Source organism: Shewanella halifaxensis HAW-EB4 (assembly GCF_000019185.1).
In the GTDB taxonomy this organism is placed as follows: domain Bacteria; phylum Pseudomonadota; class Gammaproteobacteria; order Enterobacterales; family Shewanellaceae; genus Shewanella; species Shewanella halifaxensis.
Map to the genome: position 1 here is coordinate 2,976,232 of NC_010334.1, position 24,995 is coordinate 3,001,226.

21 protein-coding genes are annotated in these 24,995 nt (G+C 44.5%); 6 read left to right on the plus strand and 15 right to left on the minus strand.

Annotated elements, in window-relative coordinates:
* Positions 1–16: 16 nt before the first annotated feature.
* The 3 genes from SHAL_RS12880 to bioB all read right to left on the minus strand — a co-directional run bounded on the left by SHAL_RS12880 (position 17) and on the right by bioB (position 3,139).
* Entirely contained in the window at positions 17–787 is a 771-nt protein-coding gene (locus SHAL_RS12880) for a methyltransferase domain-containing protein (RefSeq protein WP_012277560.1), read from the minus strand.
* A 15-nt stretch (positions 788–802) separates the two neighbouring features.
* Positions 803–1,996, minus strand: coding sequence for an 8-amino-7-oxononanoate synthase (gene bioF, locus SHAL_RS12885; protein ID WP_012277561.1), 1,194 nt, complete (start codon positions 1,994–1,996; stop codon positions 803–805).
* 90 nt (positions 1,997–2,086) lie between these two features.
* Positions 2,087–3,139 (minus strand): biotin synthase BioB, encoded by a 1,053-nt coding sequence (gene bioB / locus SHAL_RS12890; protein WP_012277562.1) that lies wholly within the window; start codon positions 3,137–3,139, stop codon positions 2,087–2,089.
* Positions 3,140–3,386: 247 nt separating this feature from the next.
* Here bioB and bioA point away from each other — a divergent pair, with 247 nt between their 5' ends.
* Positions 3,387–4,727, plus strand: coding sequence for an adenosylmethionine--8-amino-7-oxononanoate transaminase (bioA, locus tag SHAL_RS12895; RefSeq protein ID WP_012277563.1), 1,341 nt, complete (start codon positions 3,387–3,389; stop codon positions 4,725–4,727).
* A 265-nt stretch (positions 4,728–4,992) separates the two neighbouring features.
* On the plus strand, positions 4,993–7,089 hold the full coding sequence (fusA, locus tag SHAL_RS12900) for an elongation factor G (RefSeq protein WP_012277564.1): 2,097 nt from the start codon (positions 4,993–4,995) through the stop codon (positions 7,087–7,089).
* A 102-nt stretch (positions 7,090–7,191) separates the two neighbouring features.
* On the opposite strand, the gene SHAL_RS12905 is transcribed toward fusA, so the two are convergent.
* Positions 7,192–7,656 carry an AAA family ATPase gene (locus SHAL_RS12905; RefSeq protein ID WP_012277565.1) on the minus strand — a complete coding sequence of 155 codons (465 nt, stop codon included), beginning with the start codon at positions 7,654–7,656 and terminating at the stop codon, positions 7,192–7,194.
* A 61-nt stretch (positions 7,657–7,717) separates the two neighbouring features.
* The gene (cobB, locus tag SHAL_RS12910) at positions 7,718–8,443 is read right to left on the minus strand and encodes a Sir2 family NAD+-dependent deacetylase (protein WP_012277566.1); all 726 of its coding nucleotides are present in this window, start codon (positions 8,441–8,443) and stop codon (positions 7,718–7,720) included.
* 267 nt (positions 8,444–8,710) lie between these two features.
* On the opposite strand from cobB, the gene fur reads away from it, so the two are divergent.
* The gene (fur, locus tag SHAL_RS12915) at positions 8,711–9,142 is read left to right on the plus strand and encodes a ferric iron uptake transcriptional regulator (RefSeq protein ID WP_012277567.1); all 432 of its coding nucleotides are present in this window, start codon (positions 8,711–8,713) and stop codon (positions 9,140–9,142) included.
* Between the two features lie 57 nt (positions 9,143–9,199).
* Here fur and SHAL_RS12920 read toward each other — a convergent pair whose 3' ends face one another.
* Entirely contained in the window at positions 9,200–9,700 is a 501-nt protein-coding gene (locus tag SHAL_RS12920; protein WP_012277568.1) for a GNAT family N-acetyltransferase, read from the minus strand.
* Between the two features lie 150 nt (positions 9,701–9,850).
* Here SHAL_RS12920 and SHAL_RS12925 point away from each other — a divergent pair, with 150 nt between their 5' ends.
* On the plus strand, positions 9,851–11,503 hold the full coding sequence (locus tag SHAL_RS12925) for an FMN-binding glutamate synthase family protein (RefSeq protein ID WP_012277569.1): 1,653 nt from the start codon (positions 9,851–9,853) through the stop codon (positions 11,501–11,503).
* A gap of 134 nt (positions 11,504–11,637) precedes the next feature.
* Here the strand turns inward: SHAL_RS12925 and SHAL_RS12930 are convergent, their stop codons facing one another.
* From SHAL_RS12930 to sdhC, 9 genes are all read right to left on the minus strand, one after another.
* Positions 11,638–11,946, minus strand: a complete 309-nt coding sequence (locus SHAL_RS12930) for a hypothetical protein (protein WP_012277570.1) — start codon at positions 11,944–11,946, stop codon at positions 11,638–11,640.
* 238 nt (positions 11,947–12,184) lie between these two features.
* Complete coding sequence (gene sucD / locus SHAL_RS12935; protein ID WP_012277571.1) at positions 12,185–13,057, minus strand: succinate--CoA ligase subunit alpha; 873 nt, start codon at positions 13,055–13,057, stop codon at positions 12,185–12,187.
* Positions 13,057–14,223, minus strand: coding sequence for an ADP-forming succinate--CoA ligase subunit beta (sucC, locus tag SHAL_RS12940; protein ID WP_012277572.1), 1,167 nt, complete (start codon positions 14,221–14,223; stop codon positions 13,057–13,059). The genes sucD and sucC overlap by 1 nt, the downstream gene beginning before the upstream one ends.
* Positions 14,224–14,301: 78 nt before the next feature.
* Positions 14,302–15,498: a 2-oxoglutarate dehydrogenase complex dihydrolipoyllysine-residue succinyltransferase gene (gene odhB, locus SHAL_RS12945; protein WP_012277573.1), complete on the minus strand. Its 1,197-nt coding sequence runs from the start codon at positions 15,496–15,498 to the stop codon at positions 14,302–14,304.
* A gap of 32 nt (positions 15,499–15,530) precedes the next feature.
* Complete coding sequence (gene sucA, locus SHAL_RS12950; protein WP_012277574.1) at positions 15,531–18,353, minus strand: 2-oxoglutarate dehydrogenase E1 component; 2,823 nt, start codon at positions 18,351–18,353, stop codon at positions 15,531–15,533.
* Positions 18,354–18,557: 204 nt separating this feature from the next.
* On the minus strand, positions 18,558–19,265 hold the full coding sequence (locus tag SHAL_RS12955; RefSeq protein ID WP_012277575.1) for a succinate dehydrogenase iron-sulfur subunit: 708 nt from the start codon (positions 19,263–19,265) through the stop codon (positions 18,558–18,560).
* A 12-nt stretch (positions 19,266–19,277) separates the two neighbouring features.
* The gene (sdhA, locus tag SHAL_RS12960; RefSeq protein ID WP_012277576.1) at positions 19,278–21,044 is read right to left on the minus strand and encodes a succinate dehydrogenase flavoprotein subunit; all 1,767 of its coding nucleotides are present in this window, start codon (positions 21,042–21,044) and stop codon (positions 19,278–19,280) included.
* On the minus strand, positions 21,045–21,392 hold the full coding sequence (gene sdhD / locus SHAL_RS12965) for a succinate dehydrogenase, hydrophobic membrane anchor protein (protein ID WP_012277577.1): 348 nt from the start codon (positions 21,390–21,392) through the stop codon (positions 21,045–21,047).
* Positions 21,386–21,781, minus strand: coding sequence for a succinate dehydrogenase cytochrome b556 subunit (gene sdhC, locus SHAL_RS12970; protein WP_086020037.1), 396 nt, complete (start codon positions 21,779–21,781; stop codon positions 21,386–21,388). The genes sdhD and sdhC overlap by 7 nt, the downstream gene beginning before the upstream one ends.
* Before the next feature lie 410 nt (positions 21,782–22,191).
* On the opposite strand from sdhC, the gene SHAL_RS12975 reads away from it, so the two are divergent.
* Both SHAL_RS12975 and SHAL_RS12980 read left to right on the plus strand, forming a co-directional pair.
* On the plus strand, positions 22,192–23,481 hold the full coding sequence (locus tag SHAL_RS12975; RefSeq protein WP_012277579.1) for a citrate synthase: 1,290 nt from the start codon (positions 22,192–22,194) through the stop codon (positions 23,479–23,481).
* A 344-nt stretch (positions 23,482–23,825) separates the two neighbouring features.
* A complete protein-coding gene (locus SHAL_RS12980; protein WP_012277580.1) occupies positions 23,826–24,887 on the plus strand; it encodes an efflux RND transporter periplasmic adaptor subunit in 1,062 nt (353 codons plus the stop codon).
* The last annotated feature ends 108 nt before the right edge of the window (positions 24,888–24,995 follow it).

Genomic DNA, 24,995 nt, shown 5'->3' on the forward strand with positions numbered 1-24,995 from the left:
CAACTCCAAGCTGCGACTAGCGCTTTTTTCGCGCTTTAATAAAGCTAATATTATAAGTTAAAGGAAGGCCCTCAGGGGCTCGACTCAACTCTGCCTGAGCTTGCAAAGCTTGCCAATCTTTACGTCCTCTCAATGTGACCTGAGGCAAGTTAACATCTTGTTCTCGTTTCACTATTGATGCTCCCACGCCTTTAATTGACTGCAGCATGGCTCTGAGATCTACAAAATTAACGGTTACCGCTTGTGTTTCAAATACCTCTATCAGCCAAGTATCTTGCTCAAAACAAGCAAGCAGTGACTTTTCATCGATAAATGTATTCACCTTGAGCCCAAGTTCAGCCAACTGATGCAGACTATTTTCAGCCACGATACTCATATTGAGCTCGCCGCCATACTTGAGCACTCTGCAAGCTTCACTCACTGCTAGAGGAAGGTCTTGACACCATTGCAACGCAACATTGGAATAGATGCCATCGATAGTGCCTGCAGCGAAAGGAAGGCTCTGCGCATCGCCACAAATCGGAATGTACTGCGGGAAGTTTTCGCTAAGTGTTTTAAGCATACCATCGGCAATATCTAAGCTGAAAACTTGTTCAATGGCCGGGATATGTGCAAAACAAGTACCTGGACCTGCACCTATGTCTAATAAGCGCGTACTTGATGTCACTTGAGCTAATAGATGCTCTGCGGTTCGTTTTTGCAGTACATCATAGCTATGGTAATGTGCTGCGGCGGCAGAGAAGCACGCTGCAACTTGGTGATTAAGTTTACTTGATCCTGTATTCACTGCATTGGATCCTAATCATTCATCATTTAAGATAGCGGCCAACACATCCACTAACGCCAGAATATCTTGCTGGCAGTGATTAGCATTTAAGGTCAATCTTAATCTTGCGCTTCCGACTGGTACGGTTGGCGGCCGAATCGCGCCTAACCAGAAACCGTGCTCTTTTAGCCTTTTAGCCACCGCCATCGTCTTAGTTGTATCGCCGAGTAAGATTGGCTGAATTGCCGTTTGCGAGTCTGAAAGTTCAATATTACTTTCTAAGCAAGCGGCTCTAAAGCAGGCAATATTATCATTCAATTTCTGTCGAAGTTCTGGTTGCTGCTTAATCATATTGATTGCGGCCAAGGCCGCTGCAGCGCAAGCTGGCGACAAAGCTGTTGAGTATATATAGTGACGAGAATTTGCCACTAAGAAATCAATTAATGCTTGGCTTCCAAGAATTGCTGCGCCTTGGCCTCCCATTGCCTTACCGAACGTCACTAACTGAGCGTCAATATTAATATCGTTTGCAATCCTTGTTGCACCAAAACCATTTTCGCCTAGCACCCCAAAACCATGAGCATCGTCGACTATCAACCAAGCATTATGCTGCTGACAAAGCGCAGACAGCTCAGCCAAAGGGGCAATATCACCATCCATACTAAATAGACTTTCGGTCAGCAATGCACTTGGCGAGAATCGCTCTAAATGGCTCTTAGCACTATCGACATCGTTATGGCTAAAGCGTTTCAGCTTAGCGCCACTGTCCTGAATACCATCGATCACAGAGGCATGGATCAATTTGTCGGCCAGCACTAGGTCATTTTCATTGAACAAGGTCTTCATTAGTGCGTTATTGGCGCTAAAACCTGAGCAAAATAATAGTGCGGCTTCATGTCCAGTCGCTTCACATAAGGCTTGTTCTAGTTGTAAATGTGCTTCGCTATAACCAACAACCAATGGCGAGGCAGTACTGCCAACACCGTGCTGTTTGGCACCTTGATAAAGCGCCTCGGCTAACTCTGGGGATGTTGATAGGCCTAGATAGTCGTTACTACTGAAATTAACATATGGCAGCGCATCGGCTTCAAAGTAATTTGACTGATTAGGGTCCAGCACAAGATTAATGCGTCGTCGAAGTAGGCCTTGTTGCTCTAGCGCTTGGTTTTTATTGATGACTCTAGCACTCAAGGACTCAACTAACGGCTGGTATTTGGAACTTTCTGACATTTAGTATGCTCAGTTAAAAGGCTCTGTGGCCTTGTAAACCCACCGTTTATCTTTGGCGGGTTTTTGTAATATTGGCTTATGACAATTAAATTAAAGCGCACCAGCATCATAAAATGCTGACACTTTCTTGTCTTGCTGCGCAGCAGCTTTTGCCAACATGGCTTCATCTTGTTCTTTAGTTGAGGCTACGCCCTGCTCTGGATGGAGCCCCAGTCGTCTAAATAGACCCATATCATCATTTTCTTCTGGGTTGGGCGTAGTTAGCAGCTTGCAACCGTAGAAGATTGAATTGGCTCCCGCAAAAAAGCACATCGCTTGCAGTTCATCGCTCATATTCTCACGACCAGCCGATAAGCGCACTCTAGACTTGGGCATAGTAATACGTGCAACAGCAATGGTACGAACAAACTCTAATGGGTCTAAATCATCTAGCTTTTCAAATGGCGTACCTTCAACTTTAACCAACATATTGATCGGCACAGAATCTGGGTGCTGATCTAAGTTTGCCAATTGCTGAATGAGACCCGCTCGGTCGGTCGCTTTCTCGCCCATGCCAACAATACCGCCAGAACACACTTTCATGCCTGATGCGCGTACATTGGATAAGGTATCTAAACGACTCTGATAAGTGCGAGTTGTGATCACATCGCCATAATATTCAGGCGATGTGTCTAAGTTATGGTTGTAATAATCCAAACCGGCATCAGCAAGTGTATTGGCTTGCTCCGCAGACAACATGCCAAGGGTCATACAGGTTTCCATGCCCAATGCTTTAACTTCTTCTACCATAGTCTTAAGGTAAGGCATATCACGCTCTTTCGGATTACGCCAAGCTGCGCCCATACAGAAACGAGATGCTCCAGCGGCTTTAGCACTGCGCGCTTCGGTCAATACAGTTTCCATGGCGAGTAAGCGCTCTTTTTCAAGACCGGTGTCATAACGTGCGCTTTGTGGGCAATATTTACAATCCTCAGGGCAAGCACCGGTTTTAATGGACAATAAACGGCTTATCTGAACTTCATTTGGATCGAACTCTTGGCGATGAATGCTATGCGCCTGAAATAGAAGATCGTTCATTGGCAGCGCAAATAAGCTTTCAATCTCTTCACGCTTCCAGTTATTTCTTAGTTGTACTTCAGACATGCTGGTCCCTTTTTGCTCATACGTTCAATTAATCTGATACTTTTTCGTCTGCCACTATCTTCTTACTTTAAAAAGAAGGCGAACATTCGCGTAATACATTGTGAAGCCGACATATAATTTATTTTAAAAACAATGCACTACTATAGTTAACCGAATAGTTTTACTTAATATTTATCTTGCTTAGGATACCTACAGGTCGTAACCTGTCAATGTCACACTAATCAAAAGGTTTACTAACGGTTAATTTATGAGCAATGACATTCTATCAACTACAAGCAGTATCGATCTTCAATTTGATAAAGAGCACTTGTGGCATCCATATACGTCTATGGCCAATGCATTACCCGCATTTGGGGTCATTGCCGCCGATGGCGTTGAACTAGAATTGCAAAATGGCACAAAACTCATTGACGGCACCAGTTCATGGTGGGCTTGTGTCCATGGTTATAGCCATCCAAAAATTGTCGCGGCAATGCAGCAGCAAACGGCACAATTAAGCCATGTTATGTTCGGCGGGATCACCCACCGCCCAGCGGTTGAATTGGCGCGGATGCTCATAGAGATGACAAGCCCAAGACTCACCAAGGTGTTTTTAGCAGACTCTGGTTCTATCGCAGTAGAAGTGGCGATGAAAATGGCGCTGCAATACTGGCAAGGTAGGGCTAAACCTAATAAACAAAAAATATTGACTGTTAAAAATGGCTATCATGGCGATACCTTTGCGGCTATGAGTGTGTGCGATCCAGAAGGCGGCATGCACACCATGTTTGGTGAGTTAGTGACCAAACAACTGTTTGCCCCAGCTCCTCAGTCTCGCTTCGATGACAACTTCAATCCAGAAGAGCTCAACGAGATTGCCACCCTATTTGAAGATAATCATCAACAGATAGCAGCGTTATTGCTCGAGCCCATTATGCAAGGTGCAGGCGGTATGCGTTTTTACCACCCTGAGTATTTAGCTGCCTTAAGAAAACTGTGCGACAAATATGATGTACTGCTAATTCTTGATGAAATCGCCACTGGCTTTGGTCGTACGGGTAAGCTATTTGCCTACGAGCACAGTAATATTGAGGCCGATATTTTATGTTTAGGCAAAGCATTAACTGGCGGCTATATTTCCCTCGCTGCGACTATGTGTAGTGATGAGGTTGCTCAAGGTGTTAGTGATTCTCCTGCTGGCGTGTTTATGCATGGCCCGACCTTTATGGCTAACCCATTAGCCTGTTCAGCTGCCATTGCAAGCCTTGAGCTTATTCGAGAGAACCGCTGGCAAGAACAGGTTAGTAGCATTGAAGCTCAGTTAAAGCGTGAATTAGCCGATGCGATAGACTACCCAAATGTTAAAGATGTAAGGGTGTTAGGAGCTGTTGGTGTATTAGAAATGAGTGCCACACTTAATACTGCAGAGTTACAGCAGCAGTTTGTCGACTTAGGTGTATGGATAAGACCCTTTTCAAATCTTATTTATATCATGCCCCCCTATTGTGTTACGCCTAGTCAGCTAAGCAAATTGACTCATGCAATGAAAACGGTCGCTAGGCAAGTATCACTCCCCAACGACGCGAGTCCTTTTATCAGCCACGGCTAAACGCGACTCAAACTTAGTCGGTGACCGCCGGCTAAGTACTGTCGCTAACGACCCGCTTATAACTGTTTTTAGCTCTCAAATAAACCAGCCAAAACCTGTCCCATGTTTCGATGCTGCGAATAGCTCATAAATTTAACGATAAAATGTATTTTTTTATAAAATTTCGCTTAATTTGACCCTGAATGATAAAAATCGATAAAATAAATCGAAAAGTATTGCTATACTTGCGCGGAATTTTAGAACGTAACTCCAATAGAGTAGAAAAATGACTGATTTATCAAAGTACAGAAACATTGGTATCTTTGCTCACGTTGACGCGGGTAAGACTACTACAACTGAGCGTATCCTAAAGCTTACTGGTCAGATCCATAAGATCGGTGAAGTGCATGACGGCGAATCAACAACTGACTTCATGGAACAGGAAGCTGAGCGTGGTATTACCATTCAGTCTGCTGCTGTAAGTTGTTTTTGGAAAGATCACCGTTTCAACGTTATCGACACCCCTGGCCACGTTGACTTCACAGTAGAAGTTTACCGTTCTCTTAAAGTTCTTGATGGCGGTATCGGTGTATTCTGTGGTTCTGGTGGTGTTGAGCCACAATCAGAAACTAACTGGCGTTATGCTAACGAATCAGAAGTTGCTCGTATCATCTTCGTAAACAAGTTAGACCGTATGGGTGCTGACTTCTTACGTGTTGTTAAGCAAACTAAAGACGTACTAGCTGCTAACCCACTAGTAATGGTACTTCCAATCGGTATCGAAGATGAGTTCAGCGGTGTTGTTGACCTACTTTCTCGTAAAGCATACGTATGGGATGACACTGGCGAAGCTGAAAACTACACAGTTGAAGATGTTCCAGCTGACATGGTTGACCTAGTTGAAGAATACCGTGAAATGCTAATCGAAACTGCTCTTGAGCAAGACGATGACCTATTAGAAGCCTACATGGAAGGCGAAGAGCCATCTATTGAAGACATCAAGCGTTGTATCCGTAAGGGTACTCGTACTATGGACTTCTTCCCAACATACTGTGGTTCTGCTTTCAAGAACAAAGGTATGCAGCTTCTTCTTGACGCTGTTGTTGATTACCTACCAGATCCAGTTGAAGTTGATCCACAGCCTCTTACTGACGAAGAAGGTAACGAAAACGGTGAGTTCGCTTTAGTTTCTATCGATGAGCCACTAAAAGCACTAGCATTCAAAATCATGGATGACCGTTTTGGTGCACTAACGTTCGTACGTATCTACTCAGGTCAGCTACGTAAAGGCGACACCATTCTTAACAGTGCAACTGGTAAGACTGAGCGTGTTGGTCGTATGGTTGAGATGCAAGCTAACGAACGTAACGAACTTGATTACGCTCAAGCTGGTGACATCATCGCTATCGTTGGTATGAAGAACGTGCAAACAGGTCACACTTTGTGTGATGTTAAGCATCCTTGTACTCTAGAAGCAATGGTATTCCCAGAGCCAGTTATCTCTATCGCAGTAGCGCCAAAAGATAAAGGCGGTTCTGAAAAAATGGGTATCGCTATCGGTAAAATGATTGCAGAAGATCCATCTTTCCGCGTAGAAACTGACGAAGACTCAGGCGAAACCATCCTTAAAGGTATGGGTGAGCTTCACCTAGACATTAAGGTTGATATCCTTAAGCGTACTTACGGCGTTGACCTAATTGTTGGTGAGCCTCAAGTTGCATACCGTGAAACTATCACTAAAGAAGTTGAAGATAGCTACACGCACAAGAAGCAATCAGGTGGTTCAGGTCAGTTCGGTAAGATCGACTACAAGATCAAGCCTGGTGAAGCTAACACTGGTTTCGTATTCACGTCTAAAGTTGTTGGTGGTAACGTTCCTAAGGAATTCTGGCCTGCTGTTGAGAAAGGTTTCAAGAGCTTGATGGATACCGGTACACTTGCTGGCTTCCCTGTACTTGACGTTGAGTTTGAACTTCTTGATGGTGCTTTCCACGCAGTTGACTCGTCAGCTATCGCGTTCGAAATCGCAGCTAAAGGCGCTTTCCGTCAGTCAATTCCAAAGGCTGATCCTAAGCTTCTTGAGCCTATCATGGCTGTTGACGTATTCAGCCCAGATGACAACGTTGGTGACGTAATTGGTGACCTTAACCGTCGTCGCGGCATGATCAAAGACCAAATGGCTGGTGTAACAGGTGTTCGTATCAAGGCTGACGTACCGCTTTCAGAAATGTTCGGTTACATCGGTTCTCTACGTACTATGACTTCAGGCCGTGGTCAATTCTCTATGGAATTTGCTCATTACAGCCTATGTCCTAACAGCGTTTCTGATAAAGTTATCGCTCAAGTTAAAGAGAGAAAAGCAGCAGAAGCTTCTAAGAAGTAACTAGCTGTTTAGTTATGACTCTTTTGAGTTTTAAACTTTAATAAAAAGCCTATAGATTTTATCTATAGGCTTTTTTATTGCCTGCAAATCACAGACTCACCGTTATATACAGGCCTCGAACGTTTTGGCCATTCGCACAATGCTATTTAGCGGCACCCGATGTTTATTTCGGTCAGCACACAGCAATTGATGATTTTTATCCTTTGGCTCACCAATCTGCTGGATCTGTACTTGATAACCTTCAGCTTTCGCAGCCACGCAATATCCCTCAAATTCCCACTGAGCCATATTGGTATTATCACAAATAACCACAGGCACTTTATTGGCAATTGCATGGATAAATCGCGTTAGATTAAGTTGGTGGTACTTAGATAAGTGCTTAGGGTCAAAGTTGTACTGACCATCACAGTAAAAGAACTCATCCGTAGAGCAGACTTTTACGCTTGTGCTCTCGTTAGCATACTTTGGTAGTGCCTTAACGTACTGCTCTACCCAGTAACTTTTGCCACTCCCTGGCAGCCCACGCATAATGATCGCTATCCCACCAACATCTTTTTGCTGTTTCATCAACTATTACCCTTTACTCGCGTTATCGCGAGAACCTTAATAATACGCTTAAGCACATATGCTAAAGTACGTTGTTCACTATTTTTCCACTGAGAATATCATCGACAAGTTTTGGTACTAACTCACTCGCCTTACCTTCTAGGTGATATTGAAACTGACTATGTCTATCTACTGCAACAAGATTGACCTCAACCGTTTGCGCACCATGATGGTTTGCCGTATCAACAAAACCTGCCGCTGGATAAACCGTGCCCGATGTACCTATAGCGATAAATAGATCACAACTATCAAGCGCATGCTGGATTCTGTCTAAACCAAATGGCATTTCGCCAAACCAGACAACGTGAGGTCTCAACCTCTGAGCAGGGATACAGCAAGTACAAGTATGCCTCGGCCCGAAGGGTTCCCTTAATATAAAAGTTTGCTGTGAGCGTGGGCAGCGCCCCTTGGATAGCTCACCATGCATGTGCAAAAGACGTTTCGAACCCGCTCTCTCATGTAGATCATCAATATTTTGTGTAACGACTAACAGCTCGCCTTCAAATTGTTGCTCTAACTTAGCAAGGGCTGTATGGCCAGCATTGGGTTCGATACAACCATTATGGAATTGCTGCCAACGATCATTATAGAAACGCTCGACTAAAAGGGGGTTACTGGCGTACCCCTCTGGAGTTGCGACCTCCTCTATTTTATGTTCTTCCCATAAACCATCTTGATCTCTAAAGGTACGTAACCCTGATTCTGCTGAGATCCCTGCCCCGGTCAATATTACAATCTGCTGGTACATCTACAGTCCTTTTTGCGGTCTTTGTTACTATTTTGCCTATTTGTAGGCGTATATGACATTAGGCGTTAGTATAAATGGGCAAAAACAATACAAAATGACTGTATAAATTGCTTGTTTTATATCTAGTTAATGGCTTTTATTTGCATAAGATGCTTTATTGCTAGATCAAAGGTTTAAGTTTTCAATTTGTACACATATAATGGATCGAATCCCCACAAATGAACGGATTAACTTATAGCTAATCGTTCTGCAATCAAGAGATCAATAATGACAGATGGAAATCAAGCGCTAAAAAAAGCGGGTTTGAAAGTGACCTTACCACGAGTCAAAATTCTAGAATTGATGCAAGCGCCAGATAATCAACACATCAGTGCTGAGGATCTCTATAAGAAATTACTCGATATTGGTGAAGAAATTGGTCTTGCAACTGTCTATCGTGTACTCAACCAATTTGATGATGCTGGTATTGTTACTCGTCACCATTTTGAAAGTGGCAAAGCTGTTTTCGAACTTGCATCTCAACATCACCATGACCATCTAGTATGTCTATCATGTGGTAAAGTTATCGAATTTTCGGACGAGATGATTGAACGTCGCCAAGATGAAATTGCAATGAAGCATAATATCAAGCTGACTAATCACAGTTTATATCTATACGGTGTTTGCACTAATGATGGCTGTGAGCACGGCGACGCATAATGCTATTTAGCATTAAAAAACCAGCTCTTGCTGGTTTTTTTGTGTCTGCTTGATCATTTACAATATTTTATGAAAGACATTCACTTTATGGCCCATAAACTTATCACGGTTTCGTTGCTTCATCCCAAGCTTGCGCGCCACCCCTTCAGAACCTTTGTTACCCAATAAAATTAGTGCGATAGCTTCGTGAATGTCATATTCCTTAAATCGTTCGAGTGCCGCCGCTCCAGCCTCAAAGCCAATGCCTTGCCCCCAATATTGCGGTAAATATCGGTATCCCAGCTCCACTTCATTAAATTCCGTAATAAATGTTGGGCCACAAAAACCAATAACCTTACCATCAGCTTTATGCTCCACAGCCCACCGGCCGTATCCTCGCTCTTGATAGCTGGGTAGAATAACGCTTTCAAGAATCTGTAGAGCCTGAGACATTGATGTCATGGGCTCGCCAGGAATATAAGTTAGGACTTCGGGAAGACTATTCAATAAAAAAATAGCCTTAGTATCTTTAGGCTCAAAATGCCTTAGAATAAGCCTGTCAGTCTCAGTAATAATCACGATTAACTCCTTTTAGTCCCCTTGCTAACCCCTACTAATATACTCATATTTTGTTTAGTTTAGAAAGTATTAAAACATGTTTGCTTAATGGACACCGATAGCGTTCAATAAGAAAATATCAGATTAGAGTCAGTAACAAAGGAATGCTTTATGACTATAATGCAAAAAGTTTATTGGATTATTGCAACCTTAGGTAACCTAGTTGCCATCAATTACCTTCTCAACAGCACCGGACTGCTTCCAAGCTTAGTCGTGATGGCGACGCTTTTCTATACCGCTGTCGGTTATTTTGATCTCTACCACAGCTCACATACACTTAATCGCCTCTATCCCGTTGTTGCGTACCTGCGTTACTTTCTCGAGTCTTACCGAGTAGAGATCCAACAATATTTCATCGCTAACGACACAGAAGAAACGCCCTTTAATCGAGAGCAACGCTCTTTAGTTTATCAACGAGCAAAAAACGTACGCGACACAATCGCCTTTGGCACTCAAAGAGATCTGTTAGAAGATAACTACTTAAGCCTATGGCAGTCACTGCACCCTAAGGAAGTCAGCGAAACGGCCAAGCGCGTACAGATTGGCGGACCCGATTGTTTAAAGCCTTATCAAGCTTCCTATTTCAATATCTCCGCCATGAGCTTCGGTTCTCTTAGCGCCAATGCTATCGAGTCGCTCAATCTCGGTGCGCTCAAGGCCGGCTGTTACCACAATACTGGCGAAGGTGGCGTCAGCCCCTACCATTTAAAACATCGTGGCGATATTGTTTGGCAAATTGGCTCAGGTTTGTTTGGTTGTCGTGACAACTCTGGAAGCTTTAACCCGGAGACCTTTAAAGCGATGGCAACTCGGTCTCAAATAAAGATGATAGAAATAAAACTATCTCAAGGTGCTAAGCCCGCTCACGGCGGCGTATTACCAGCGGCCAAAATAACCGATGAAATTGCAGCGATACGCCATATTTCAACAGGTCGAGATTGTGTCTCTCCCGCTGTAAACCCTGAGTGCACTACGCCAAAAGAGCTACTGAACTTTGTCAAGACATTAAGAGAACTCAGTGAAGGAAAGCCTGTTGGCTTTAAACTGTGTGTAGGTAACCCAGTTGAGTTTCTAGGCTTATGTAAGGCCATGATTGAAACCGGGATCACCCCTGACTTTATTACCGTAGACGGCGCAGAGGGTGGCACAGGAGCTGCGCCAGTGGAGTTTACTAACCGCCTAGGTATGATGTGCCTAGAGGCCGTATATTTTGTGCATAACGCCTTAACTGGCGCGGGGCTAAGAGATAAAATAAAAATCATTGCGTCGGGTAAAACCGCCTCAAGTTTTGATCTACTAGCAAAAATAGCCATGGGAGCCGATACCGTTAATGCTGCTCGTACTATGATGCTCTCTCTAGGCTGTATTCAATCAAGGCATTGCAACACCAACATGTGCCCCACCGGCATTGCGACACAAGATCCTGCCCGTAGCAAAGCAATAAACGTCAGCGCTAAGAGTGAACGAGTAAAAAACTATCACAAAAACACGCTCAATAGCTTCTTTGAGTTAGTCGGCAGCATGGGACTAGATAATCCCACTAAGTTAAAACCACATATGGTCAAAAGACGCACCCCATATGGGTTATTAATGTCGGTTGGTAGCTTAATAGAACCGCTTCAAACTAATGACTTGCTCAACGAAAAGCCGCTTGCGGGTCCATGGAATGAGTGGTGGCGAATGGCGCAGACAGAGGACTTCTATTCAGAAGATCTCTATATCCTTTCACCAGCCGAACTTTCGCGCCCTAGAAAGCCAAGCTAACGCATGATCAAAGTTGATGTGAGCTAATGTTTACAGCTAACTACAAGAACAAGAGATCAATCATAAATCAAGTTGTCTAGATAAAACTGATATATGGTTAAATCTATTTATTCTGATTTTTAAGCGAAGACATACTACTTACTAGACACATTGAGCGGAATAATATTACAGAAAATTTCCCTCTCAAACTGCTGCTCTAGGCGATCTCGCCACGACTGCTTATTAATTGGCACTAAGTAAAAGTGTTCTCTGGAGGTATCAGTCACAAATGCTAATCCATGACGCATTAACTCGAAATGAATATCGTTAACAAAGTCCGAGGAAAAATTCTGACGACCGGTTAACTGATTGATATCTTGGCGTGTCAATGCTACGCCTTCATTGAGTTCACCAAACCTCAATCTCAACCAATCGGAAAACTCTTTTGCACTGACCATAGACATAAAAGTTACCTACAATTTCTTTATAGATAAATTAGGTATAACAGATTGTTAAAACTCCGCCATTTTTTTGACCAAATAAGCGGTATTTATCGCCAATCGTTCTAGAGATCCTGTAGCGCGCAAAATTAAACTCTAAAAACAAACTGACAAAGTTTAAAAATTACACTCAGTTTTTTGTAAACTTGAAAATCAGATACAAAAAAGGCGCTAAAAGCGCCTTTTTAAACAAGATTAGCAATTACCAACCTGTTTTAGTGCGCAGTGCCTTACCAATGTCAGCAAGTGAACGTACAGTCGTTACGCCCGCCTCTTCTAGTGCTGCAAACTTATCTTCTGCCGTACCCTTACCGCCAGCGATAATCGCGCCAGCATGACCCATACGCTTGCCTTCAGGTGCAGTTACACCGGCGATGTATGAAACAACAGGTTTAGTCACGTTAGCCTTAATGTATTCAGCGGCTTCTTCTTCAGCTGTACCACCAATTTCGCCAATCATAACGATAGCTTCTGTTAGTGGATCGTTTTGGAACATTTCCAACACGTCGATAAAGTTAGTACCAGGAATGGGATCACCACCGATACCAACACACGTTGATTGGCCGAAACCTTCATCAGTTGTTTGCTTAACCGCTTCGTACGTTAACGTACCAGAGCGAGAAACAATACCTACTTTACCCGGCTTGTGGATATGGCCAGGCATGATACCGATTTTACATTCACCCGGTGTGATAACACCAGGGCAGTTTGGACCGATCATGCGAACGCCCGTTTCTTCAAGCTTAACTTTAACTTGAAGCATATCTAGCGTTGGGATCCCTTCAGTAATACAAACGATTAGCTCGATGCCACCGTCGATTGCTTCTAGGATTGCATCTTTACAGAAAGGCGCTGGTACATAGATAACTGAAGCCGTTGCACCAGTCACTTCTACCGCATCTTTAACCGTATTGAATACTGGTAAACCTAGGTGAGTTTGACCGCCTTTGCCTGGAGAAACACCACCCACCATCTGAGTACCATAAGCGATAGCTTGCTCAGAGTGGAATGTGCCTTGACCGCCAGTGAAACCCTGACAGATAACCTTGGTATCTTTGTTAATTAATACAGACATTATTTGCCCTCCGCAGCAGCAACAACTTTAACAGCAGCATCTGTTAGTGATTCAGCAGCAATAATGTCAAGGCCTGAGCTTGCCAATACATCGCGACCTAGATTAGCGTTAGTACCTTCAAGACGAACAACAACAGGTACTTCAACACCGACCTCTTTAACTGCGCCAATGATGCCTTCAGCAATCATGTCACAACGAACGATACCACCAAAGATGTTAACAAGAACCGCCTTAACATTGGAATCAGACAAGATGATCTTAAATGCTTCAGCTACACGCTCTTTAGTTGCGCCACCACCAACGTCAAGGAAGTTAGCAGGCTTGCCCCCGTGTAGATTTACAATATCCATGGTACCCATTGCTAGGCCCGCGCCATTAACCATGCAACCCACGTTTCCGTCGAGTGCAACATAGTTAAGCTCGAACTTAGCCGCGTGTGCTTCACGAGCATCATCTTGTGATGGATCGTGCATGTCACGAATTTTAGGCTGACGGAACAGTGCGTTGCCGTCGATACCAATCTTGCCATCGAGACAGTGAATGTTGCCTTCGTCTGTGATAACAAGTGGGTTGATTTCAAGCAGTGCGAAATCATGGTCTTCAAACATTTTCGCTAAGCCCATAAAGACTTTAGTGAACTGTTTCATCTGAGTTGGATTTAGACCTAGCTTGAAGCCAAGATCGCGTGCTTGATATGGCTGAGGGCCTGTAAGTGGATCGATGATAGCCTTGTGGATCAACTCTGGCGTTTCTTCAGCCACAGTTTCAATCTCAACACCGCCTTCAGTCGATGCCATAAATACAACGCGACGAGTTGCACGGTCAACAACCGCACCTAAATAAAGCTCGTTTGCGATGTCAGTACAGCTTTCAACTAAGATTTTAGCAACTGGCTGGCCTTTCTCATCAGTCTGATAAGTCACTAAGTTCTTACCTAACCAGTGTTCAGCGAAGGCTCGGATCTCTTCTTTATCGCCAGTGACTTTAACGCCGCCCGCTTTACCACGGCCACCTGCGTGTACTTGACACTTAACAACCCACATATCTCCGCCAATATGACCAGCAGCTTCTACAGCTTCTTGAGCCGTATCGCATGCAAAACCTTCTGACACTGGCAAGCCATATTCGGCAAATAACGCTTTTGCCTGATATTCGTGCAAATTCATGATGATCTATCCATTCTACTTCTTATGTATTTCAGCAGGCCCAAACGGGCCTGCAGCTAGGGTATTGTCTGTCTTGACTTATAGGTCAAGAAGCAGACGAGTTGGATCTTCAAGGAAGTCTTTAATCGCAACCAAGTAACCAACTGATTCACGTCCATCTACAATACGGTGATCGTAAGAAAGTGCGAGGTACATCATAGGCAGGATTTCAACCTGACCATTTACTGCCATAGGGCGATCTTTAATGGCATGCATGCCTAAGATCGCACTTTGTGGCAAATTCAAGATTGGCGTTGACATCAATGAGCCAAATACCCCACCGTTAGTCACGGTGAAGTTACCGCCAGTCATATCATCAACCGTTAACTTGCCGTCGCGACCTTTAATCGCGAGTTCACGAACGTTACGTTCGATATCGGCAAGACTCATCTTGTCAGTGTCACGTAGTACAGGTGTCACAAGACCACGAGGAGTCGACACTGCAATACTGATATCAAAGTAGTTGTGATAAACAATATCGTTACCATCGATTGATGCGTTTACTTCAGGGAAGCGCTTAAGTGCTTCTGTCACAGCCTTAACATAGAAGGACATGAAACCTAGACGAATACCATGACGTTTTTCGAAAATCTCTTGATACTGCTTACGAATATCCATGATTGGCTTCATGTTAACTTCGTTAAACGTCGTTAGCATGGCAGTAGAGTTTTTAGCTTCTAGTAGACGGTTAGCAATCGTCTTACGAAGGCGAGTCATCGGAACACGCTTCTCGCTACGCTCGGCTAAAGGAGCAACAACAGCTGGGGCTGATGTGCTCGCAGGCGCTGCAGCGGGTTTATTTTTAACGAAAGCTTCAACGTCATCTTTAGTGATGCGTCCACCAACGCCAGTACCTTTAACAGCACTTGCTTCAACATTATGCTCTGCGATAAGACGACGAACAGATGGGCTTAGCGCATCGTTTGACTCATCAGATGCTTCGCTTGTTGGCGCAGCGGCTTCTGCTTGAGCTTTGGTCACTTCTTGACCTGCAACAGCGCCAGCTACGAAGCTAGCAATCACTGCCTCACCAAGTACAGTGTCACCTTCCTGAGCCAAAAACTCAGCAATTTGTCCATCTTCTGGTGCAACAACTTCAAGTACGACTTTATCAGTTTCAATATCAACAAGGATTTGATCACGAGAAACTTGCTCGCCAGCTTGAACATGCCATGTAGCAATGGTTGCATCTGCAACTGATTCTGGCAGTACGGGTACCTTAATTTCGATACTCATGGATTACGATCCTTTTTATATAATGTCTATTACTACAGCTTTAACGCACTGTTGATTAATGATTCTTGTTGCTGAGCATGCAATGCAGGGTAACCACATGCTGGTGCAGCTGACGCTTCACGACCGGCATAACTCAACTGAGCTCCTGACGGAATGACGCTCCAGAAATGGTGCTGACTACAATACCAAGCACCTTGGTTTTGCGGCTCTTCTTGGCACCAAACGAAATCTTTAACATGGGCATAATCGGCAAGAGCTACTGCCGCTTCTTCATGTGGGAACGGGTACAACTGTTCAACACGAATTAGCGCAACATTCTTTAAGCCTTCTTTACGACGACGCTCCAAGAGCTCAAAGTAAACCTTACCACTACAAAACACGACTCTATCGACATGACTTGCATTTAATTCATCGATTTCGCCGATAACATTTTGGAACGAGCCTTCAGCGAGCTCCTCCATACTTGAAACAGCAAGTGGATGACGTAGCAATGACTTAGGTGACATAACCACAAGCGGACGACGCATAGGGCGTACCACCTGACGACGCAACATGTGATAAACCTGAGCAGGAGTCGAAGGCACACACACTTGCATATTGTGGTTAGCACAAAGCTGTAGGAAACGTTCTAGACGAGCGCTTGAGTGCTCAGGACCTTGTCCTTCATACCCATGTGGCAATAGCATAGTTAGACCACATAAACGGCCCCACTTCTGCTCACCCGATGACAAGAATTGGTCAATAACCACTTGGGCACAGTTAGCGAAGTCACCAAACTGCGCTTCCCACAGGGTTAAGCCACCAGGCTCTGCAGTCGCATAACCATACTCAAACGCTAAAACAGATGCCTCTGATAAGACAGAGTCAGTAATATCGATTGGGCCCTGCTCGTCTGCAATATTACGCAGTGGCATATAAGCCGTAGCATCGTTTTGGTTATGCAAAACGGCGTGGCGATGGAAGAAAGTACCGCGTGCAGAGTCTTGACCCGTTATGCGAATACGCTTCTTATCTTCCAGAATCGATGCATAAGCCAATGTCTCTGCAAAGCCCCAGTCCAGTAGCTTCTCGCCAGATGCCATTGCAAGACGGTCTTTGTAGATCTTGGCAACACGTGATTGAAGCTTATGGCTTTCGGGCACATAGCTAATTTTATCCGCTAGATTTTTGATGCGCTCTATAGACATTTGAGCATCGTATGCATCATTCCACTCAGCGCCGATATATGGGCTCCAGTCAACAGAATGTAAGGTCATTGGACGCCATTCTTTAACGACACAATCACCATCATCGAGTGCATCACGATAAGCGTTGACCATAGAGGTTACATCGTCGCTACCAAGTGTATTTTCAGCAATCAATCTATCAGCGTAGATTTTTCTTGGTGTTGGATGTTTCTTGATCTTGGCATACATCAGTGGCTGAGTGGCACTCGGCTCATCGGCTTCGTTATGACCATGGCGGCGATAACAAACCAGATCGATCACTACGTCACGTTTAAACTCATTGCGATAATCGACTGCCAATTGTGAAACAAACGCCACCGCTTCAGGGTCGTCTGCGTTCACGTGGAAAATCGGCGCCTGTACCATCTTAGCGATGTCTGTACAGTACTCGGTAGAACGCACGTCCTCGGTTAAGTTAGTGGTGAAACCAACTTGGTTGTTCACGACTATGCGAATGCTGCCGCCCACTTTAAACGCGCGGGTTTGAGACATGTTAAATGTCTCTTGCACAATACCTTGCCCAGTAATTGCCGAGTCACCGTGAATGGTAATTGGCATCACTTGACGGCCACTGTCACAACCACGACGGTCTAAGCGCGCACGCACAGAGCCGATAACGACTGGATTGACGATCTCAAGGTGAGATGGATTAAAGGCCAGTGCTAAGTGAACATTGCCTCCCGGGGTTTCAAAATCCGACGAGAAACCTTGGTGATACTTAACGTCACCAGAACCATTAAGCGCATCGCTATGTTTACCAGCGAACTCATCAAACAGTTCCGATGGCTTCTTACCAAGAATATTCACCAGTACGTTCAAACGGCCACGGTGCGCCATACCAATAACAACTTCTTTGGTGCCCGCATCGCCAGCGCGATAGATGATTTCACGCATCATAGGAACGAGTGCATCACCGCCTTCGAGTGAGAAGCGCTTAGCACCAGGGAACTTAGCCCCTAGGTATTTTTCCATACCTTCGGCGGCGTTAAGCCCTTCAAGAATGCGAGTCTTATCTTCTTTTGAGTAATTTGCAGCACCGAGAGAGGGTTCGAGGCGTTGCTGGATCCAACGCTTCTCATCGGTATCGGTAATGTGCATATACTCGGCACCGATAGAACCACAATAGGTTGCTTTCAATGCTTTTACTAAGTCCACCAGCTTCATGGTTTCGCCACCATGAGCAAATGAACCCGTGTTAAATTGACGCTGCATATCATCGCTGTCTAAGCCATGAAATGCTGGGTCTAACTCAGATACCTTGTCGCGCTTCCAAATATCGAGCGGATCTAAGTTGGCATTCTGATGACCACGGAAACGGTGAGCGTTAATTAACTGTAGGACTTTAACTTGTTTTGCATCGACTTCAGGATCGGTCACCTTAGGTGAACCTTTTTGACGTCCATCTAATGCAAGACTACGAAAATAGTCGCGTACTTTAGAGTGGGCAGCTTCTGGTACATCAGCCGATGTGCCATTCACTAGAGGGAGGTTATCAAACACGACACGCCAGTCTTCAGTAACAGACTGTGGATCGACTTGATAGGCTTCATACATCTCTTCTACATAGGTCGAATTCGCGCCATTAAGGTGAGACGATTCGAGCCAGGCTTTCATGATGCCTTGGTGCATTTCTATTCCTTTCAAACTGTATACACGTGCTTAGCCAAAGTCATAAATACAGATCCTTACATATTCAAAGGATTTGTAATCTCTGTAGCCCCTAGAGTTCCAGATTATCGTTATATTTGTCTTCCATGACACAAAAAAGAGCCACTTTCCACAGGAAAAGTGACTCGTATAGAGCTATATCAATATCGGCTCTTGGTACTGCATCTAAACGGCTCTCTGCAGAAGCATTGACTTAATGTGTCCAATTGCTTTTGTCGGGTTGAGCCCTTTAGGACAAACGTCAATACAGTTCATGATGCCATGACAGCGGAACACGCTGTATGCGTCATCAAGCCCAGATAAACGCTCTTCTGTCGCCGTATCACGGCTATCGATCAAGAAGCGATAAGCGTGGAGTAAACCGCTCGGTCCGATGAACTTATCTGGATTCCACCAGAATGAAGGACAAGCCGTAGAACAACATGCACACATGATACACTCGTAGAGTCCATCTAAATGCTCACGCTCTTCAGGTGATTGCAGATGTTCACGCGCAGGTGTTTTCTCATCGTTAATCAAGAAAGGCTTAATCTTTTCGTACTGGGTATAGAACTGAGTCAGGTCCACAATCAAATCACGTACTACAGGCATGCCTGGTAGTGGGCGGATTTCAATCTTGTTACCTTTGAAGGTCGAAACAGGCGTGATACATGCGAGACCGTTTTTACCATTCATGTTGATACCATCACTGCCACACACACCTTCACGGCATGAGCGTCTAAACGCCAGTGTTGGGTCTAACTCTTTAAGCTTTAAAAGCGCATCCAGTACCATCATGTCAGTACCTTCTTCCACTTCTAAGCTGTAATCCTTCATATACGGCTTAGTATCTACATCAGGATTGTAGCGATAAACTGCAAATTCCAATTTCATCTCGACTTCTCCTTAGTAAGTACGCTTGATTGGCGGGAATGCATCACGAAGCTTTGGCTGCATGTTCACATCGCGCTTAGTCATAAGCTCGGTGACTGGGTCATAAATACTGTGACATAGCCAGTTTTCATCATCTCGGTCCAGATAGTCTTCACGAGAGTGAGCACCACGACTTTCAGTACGGAAGTTCGCCGCTGTCGCCGTAGCAATTGCCGTTGCCATCAAGTTATCTAATTCTAAGCATTCGATACGCTGAGTATTAAATTCTGTTGAGTTATCAGAAAGCTTGGCATTCGCCAAACGCTCTCTAATCGCCTTAAGCTCTTTAAGGCCTTCAGCCATCGCATCACCACTTCTAAATACCGAGAAGTTAAGTTGCATACAAAGCTGTAGGTCTTTACGGATCACCGCAGGATCTTCGCCATTCTTGTTGCTTTCCCAGCGGTTCAAGCGTGCTAGAGAAGCATCAATATCGGCCTCAGTTGCATCTTTAGCAATTGGAGTTTCGTCCAGCGCTTTACCTAAATGTTGACCCGCTGCTCGACCAAATACTACAAGATCTAACAATGAGTTACCACCCAATCTGTTCGCTCCGTGTACCGATACGCACGCAATTTCGCCAACCGCAAATAGACCGGTTACTTCTTCTTCACTGCCATCTGAATTTTGGCGTACGACCTGGCCACTGACTTTAGCAGGTAGACCACCCATCATATAGTGGCAAGTCGGCAAAACGGGGATTGGGCCATCGGCTGGATCGATATGTGCGAAGGTGCGAGACAGTTCACAAACACCAGGAAGACGAGCTTCAAGGGTTTCTTTACCTAAGTGATCAAGCTTAAGTAAGCAATGCGGGCCTAATGGGCCATCGAGACCTCGACCTTCGCGAATTTCAGTCATCATAGAGCGTGCTACCACGTCTCGTGATGCCAAATCTTTCGCGTTTGGCGCATAACGCTCCATAAAGCGCTCGCCGTCTTTGTTTAGCAGATATCCACCTTCACCACGACAACCTTCAGTCACCAAAACACCTGCGCCAGCAATACCCGTTGGGTGGAACTGCCACATTTCCATGTCTTGCATCTGAACGCCAGCGCGCATCGCCATGCCGACACCGTCACCAGTGTTGATATGAGCGTTAGTGGTTGATGCGTAAATACGCCCTGCTCCACCGGTCGCTAAAATCGTTGCTTTGGCTTTGAAATAGACAATTTCGCCGGTTTCAATTTCGATAGCGGTACAACCCACAATCACGCCGTCTTCATTTTTAACTAAATCGAGTGCATACCACTCAGAAAAGACTTCCGTTTTATGCTTAACGTTTTGCTGGTACAGGCAGTGAAGCAGTGCGTGACCGGTACGGTCAGCCGCTGCTGCAGTACGAGCAGCCTGCTCGCCACCAAAATTTCTAGATTGGCCACCAAATGGGCGCTGATAAATAGTACCGTTTTCAAAACGAGAGAAGGGTAATCCCATATGCTCAAGTTCAATCACCGCCTCGGGGCCCGTCTTACACATAAACTCAATCGCTTCTTGGTCACCGATAAAATCGGAGCCTTTCACGGTGTCGTACATATGCTGTTCCCAATGATCTTCGTGGGCATTACCAAGGGCTACAGTAATACCCCCCTGGGCAGATACGGTATGAGAACGGGTTGGGAATACTTTAGATAACAGCGCACAGCTCTTACCTTCTTTAGAGATCTGTAGAGCGGCACGCATACCAGCGCCACCAGCACCGATTACAACCGCGTCAAATTCGCGAACAGGAATACTCACTTAAACACCCCACACAATCAAAATGCCAGCGACCAAATAACAGAAGGCTGCAATGACAAAAACAAACTGAAGTACACCACGTAGAGAAATACACTTAACGTAATCGGTTAGCACCTGCCAAATTCCAATCCAGGCGTGAACTAAAACCGCTATCAGCGCGAGTACTGTGAAAACTTTCATCGACAATGTGCTAAATAAGCCATGCCATACGTCATAAGTTACTGGAGAGCTACATGCGATAAATCCAACCAAAAAAATGGTGTAAAAAGCTAGGACTACCGCACTTGCACGTATAAGAATAAAGTCATGGACGCCGCTGCGACCAAGAGTTGCTGCGTTAGTTACCATACCCAAATCCCCGCAATGATTGAAAACACTACTGACAATCCAATAGCGACTTTAGCCGAAGTTAACCCTGAAGAAAGTTCTTCCCAGTAACCCGCGTCCATCACTAAGTGGCGAAGACCCACTATCAAGTGATAACCCAGTGCGGTAAGAATTCCCCAGACGATGAACTTAACGATAAAGTTATCAAAGAGAGATTGGACGCCAGCAAAACTCTCAGCTGATGCTAATGATTCATTAAGCAACCAGATAAGAATGCCAACGGCAAACAGCATGATGACACCCGATACACGATGAAGAATGGACGCGATCGCTGTTGCAGGGAAGCGTATGGTTTGCAAATTTAAATGGACAGGTCTTTGCTTTTTCACGTTCTGCTCACTCTGCTCAATTGAGCTAATTTTTGTTATATGAACCGCTTTTATTTAAACTCCAATCGGTGATCCAGATCACAGATTAAAGCTTTAACAAAAGAAAACTTGAAACAAACATCCAACAATTAAGCAACCACTAATTAAGCATGCAAAAAAGTGATAACCATTTGATAATGTATGCCGCTCTTTTGAGCTGCGGCAAGTATACGTGGGTGAAATGTCAAATACAAACATCACATTATGCAAATTTAGTTTTTTTGGTAAAAAAATCTGCCAAGCATCTATAACCACAAGGGATTAAGGCTATTTAAGACCATGGTCTAACAAATTTAAACGCTTATTTAAATTGAAATGTGATCTACATTCACTGTAAAGTGATCAAGTTTGATAAGCCGCACTCAATAAGAATGAAGTAAGGAGAATGGGGTATGGCTGATAATATAGCCACATTAGAACTACCAGGGAATGATTCAATCGAGCTGCCTATTAAAGAAGGTACGGCAGGATTTGATGTAATCGACATCAGCAAGCTAGGTAGCAAAGGTTACTTTACTTTCGATCCAGGGTTTCTTGCGACCGGATCTTGTGAATCTGCGATTACCTATATCGACGGAGAACAAGGAGTACTGCTACACCGCGGTTACCCAATCGATCAGCTGGCAGTAGAATCTGATTATTTGGATCTATGCTACTTGCTACTATATGGTGAGCTACCAAATAAAGCGGAATACGAAAATTTCGTATATACAGTTAAGACTCACACTATGGTAAACGAGCAACTTGCAAGCTTCTTTAGAGGCTTCAGACGTGATGCTCACCCAATGGCGATGTTATGTGGTGTAACTGGTGCCCTATCTGCATTCTACCAAGACTCTTTGGATGTAAATGACGAACGTCACCGTGAAATTGCCGCATACCGTTTGGTGTCAAAGATGCCAACAATCGCAGCTATGTGCTACAAGTATTCAATCGGTCAACCATTTGTCTACCCACGCAACGAGCTAAGCTATGCAGGTAACTTCCTAAGCATGATGTTTGGCGTACCATGCGAAGAATACAAGGTTAACCCAATCGTAGAACGCGCGATGGATCGTATCTTCATCCTTCACGCTGACCACGAGCAAAATGCCTCGACTTCTACCGTACGTTTAGCTGGTTCTTCTGGTGCTAACCCATTTGCATGTATTGCAGCGGGTATCGCATCACTGTGGGGCCCCGCTCACGGCGGCGCTAACGAAGCATGCTTAAATATGCTCGAAGAAATTGGCTCCGTTGATCGTATTCCAGAGTTCATTGCGCGCGCTAAAGACAAAGAAGATCCTTTCCGTCTAATGGGCTTCGGTCATCGCGTTTACAAGAACTTCGACCCTCGCGCTAAGGTAATGCGTGAAACTTGTCATGAAGTTCTTGCAGAGCTTAAGGTGAACGATCCGCTACTCGATGTGGCGATGGAGCTTGAGCGCATCGCGCTAGAAGATGAATATTTTGTCTCTAAGAAACTTTACCCGAATGTTGATTTCTATTCAGGGATTATCATGAAGGCGATTGGTATTCCAACAAGCATGTTCACTGTATTGTTCGCATTAGCGCGTACTGTCGGTTGGATTGCACACTGGAAAGAGATGCTAGATCAGCCAGGTCACAAAATTAGCCGTCCTCGTCAGCTTTATACGGGTGATCCTAAACGTGACTTTATCGATAAAGATAAGCGCGATTAACTAAGCAGCTAAAACGCGACTAAACCTGAACTCGTCACTTAGGTCTGAGTTAGCATTAATTGATAAAAAGCACTCAATCGAGTGCTTTTTTTATGTCTATATTGTTAATGTCCATTATAACGCGAATAAAATTCATCATGAAATTCACTAAATTAGACATATAGTGGCGAACCCAACCACTTTGTTAAAAAAACTAACATATGTAACTTTTCGCTACATTATTCGTAAGAAATACTATCCCTTAGTCATGCTCACAAGTAAGCCGCTGAATTTAAAGACTTAAATTATTGGCACGCATAATGCTTTATCAGACCTATCGGAAAATCGAATAAAGGTCGGCTTACATGGAAGCGTTAAACAAGAAAATAATCATTCTCCCTCTACTACTCGCAACACTATTAACTGCCTGTGGCGAACAAGAACAAGCTAAAGAAGAGGAGAAGTATGCCGTTCCTGTTGAAACAGCCACAGTGATCCAAGGCGATGTTTCTTCTTTCTATAGTACAACAGCCACATTAGAAGCCCCCCAAGAGGCAAAAGTCGTCACGCGCGTCGCAGGTCTCATACAATCAATCAAAGTTGAAGAAGGTGACAGAGTCACAAAAGGTCAGCTACTAGCGGTTATTGACTCTAAAAGACAAAAGTTTGATTTAGACCGCTCTCAAGCCGAAGTAGAAATCATTGAACAAGAATTAAATCGTCTTAAAAAGATAAATAATAAAGAGTTTTTCAGTGCCGATTCTATGGCGAAGCTCGAATACAATCTACAGGCCGCCATAGCTAAGCGAGACTTAGCCGCCCTTTATGTCCAAGAAAGCATGATCCGCTCACCTATCGAGGGTGTTGTAGCAACACGCTTTGTAAAGTCCGGCAACATGGCGAAAGAGTTCGATGAACTATTTTATGTGGTCAATCAGGATGAACTCTACGGCATCGTCCACCTACCAGAGCAGCAACTGCAGCACTTGCGCTTAGGTCAAGATGCGCAAATTTTTGCCAATAAGCACACTCAGGAAACGACTCACGCGACGGTTCTGCGCATTAGTCCAATCGTCGATGCACAAAGCGGCACCTTTAAGGTCACGCTTTCGGTACCAAATCAAAATGCGGCTCTTAAAGCAGGCATGTTTACCCGCGTCGAGCTTAAATACGACACTCATAACAACGTGATCACCGTTCCCTATAACGCAGTCATTAACCAAGACAATGAATTTGCGCTCTATGTTATTGATGGTGACAACGCCGCTCGCCGTGCTGTATCACTCGGTTACCGAGAAGCAGACACTGTAGAAGTCGTCGCTGGAATCGAACCTGGCGAGCAAATTGTGATCCGCGGTCAACAAAATCTCAAAGACCAATCTTTAGTCGAAGTCATCAATTCACTAGACCTAGCGTCAGCTAAATAGAACAGTAACAACGGAGCACGTTATGTCTATTATCAAAAATATCGACGTTATATCAGCCATTGAACGGGTTACTTTCCCGGACCTAGCATCAGGTAAAATAACAGGGTA

Bases quoted from the DNA above. Each gene is read 5' to 3' on its own strand.
- bioF (WP_012277561.1), bottom strand. From the start codon at position 1,996: ATGTCAGAAAGTTCCAAATACCAGCCGTTAGTTGAGTCCTTGAGTGCT.
- bioB (WP_012277562.1), bottom strand. From the start codon at position 3,139: ATGTCTGAAGTACAACTAAGAAATAACTGGAAGCGTGAAGAGATTGAA.
- bioA (WP_012277563.1), top strand. From the start codon at position 3,387: ATGAGCAATGACATTCTATCAACTACAAGCAGTATCGATCTTCAATTT.
- fusA (WP_012277564.1), top strand. From the start codon at position 4,993: ATGACTGATTTATCAAAGTACAGAAACATTGGTATCTTTGCTCACGTT.
- SHAL_RS12905 (WP_012277565.1), bottom strand. From the start codon at position 7,656: ATGAAACAGCAAAAAGATGTTGGTGGGATAGCGATCATTATGCGTGGG.
- cobB (WP_012277566.1), bottom strand. From the start codon at position 8,443: ATGTACCAGCAGATTGTAATATTGACCGGGGCAGGGATCTCAGCAGAA.
- fur (WP_012277567.1), top strand. From the start codon at position 8,711: ATGACAGATGGAAATCAAGCGCTAAAAAAAGCGGGTTTGAAAGTGACC.
- SHAL_RS12925 (WP_012277569.1), top strand. From the start codon at position 9,851: ATGACTATAATGCAAAAAGTTTATTGGATTATTGCAACCTTAGGTAAC.
- SHAL_RS12930 (WP_012277570.1), bottom strand. From the start codon at position 11,946: ATGTCTATGGTCAGTGCAAAAGAGTTTTCCGATTGGTTGAGATTGAGG.
- sucD (WP_012277571.1), bottom strand. From the start codon at position 13,057: ATGTCTGTATTAATTAACAAAGATACCAAGGTTATCTGTCAGGGTTTC.
- sucC (WP_012277572.1), bottom strand. From the start codon at position 14,223: ATGAATTTGCACGAATATCAGGCAAAAGCGTTATTTGCCGAATATGGC.
- odhB (WP_012277573.1), bottom strand. From the start codon at position 15,498: ATGAGTATCGAAATTAAGGTACCCGTACTGCCAGAATCAGTTGCAGAT.
- sucA (WP_012277574.1), bottom strand. From the start codon at position 18,353: ATGCACCAAGGCATCATGAAAGCCTGGCTCGAATCGTCTCACCTTAAT.
- SHAL_RS12955 (WP_012277575.1), bottom strand. From the start codon at position 19,265: ATGAAATTGGAATTTGCAGTTTATCGCTACAATCCTGATGTAGATACT.
- sdhD (WP_012277577.1), bottom strand. From the start codon at position 21,392: ATGGTAACTAACGCAGCAACTCTTGGTCGCAGCGGCGTCCATGACTTT.
- SHAL_RS12975 (WP_012277579.1), top strand. From the start codon at position 22,192: ATGGCTGATAATATAGCCACATTAGAACTACCAGGGAATGATTCAATC.
- SHAL_RS12980 (WP_012277580.1), top strand. From the start codon at position 23,826: ATGGAAGCGTTAAACAAGAAAATAATCATTCTCCCTCTACTACTCGCA.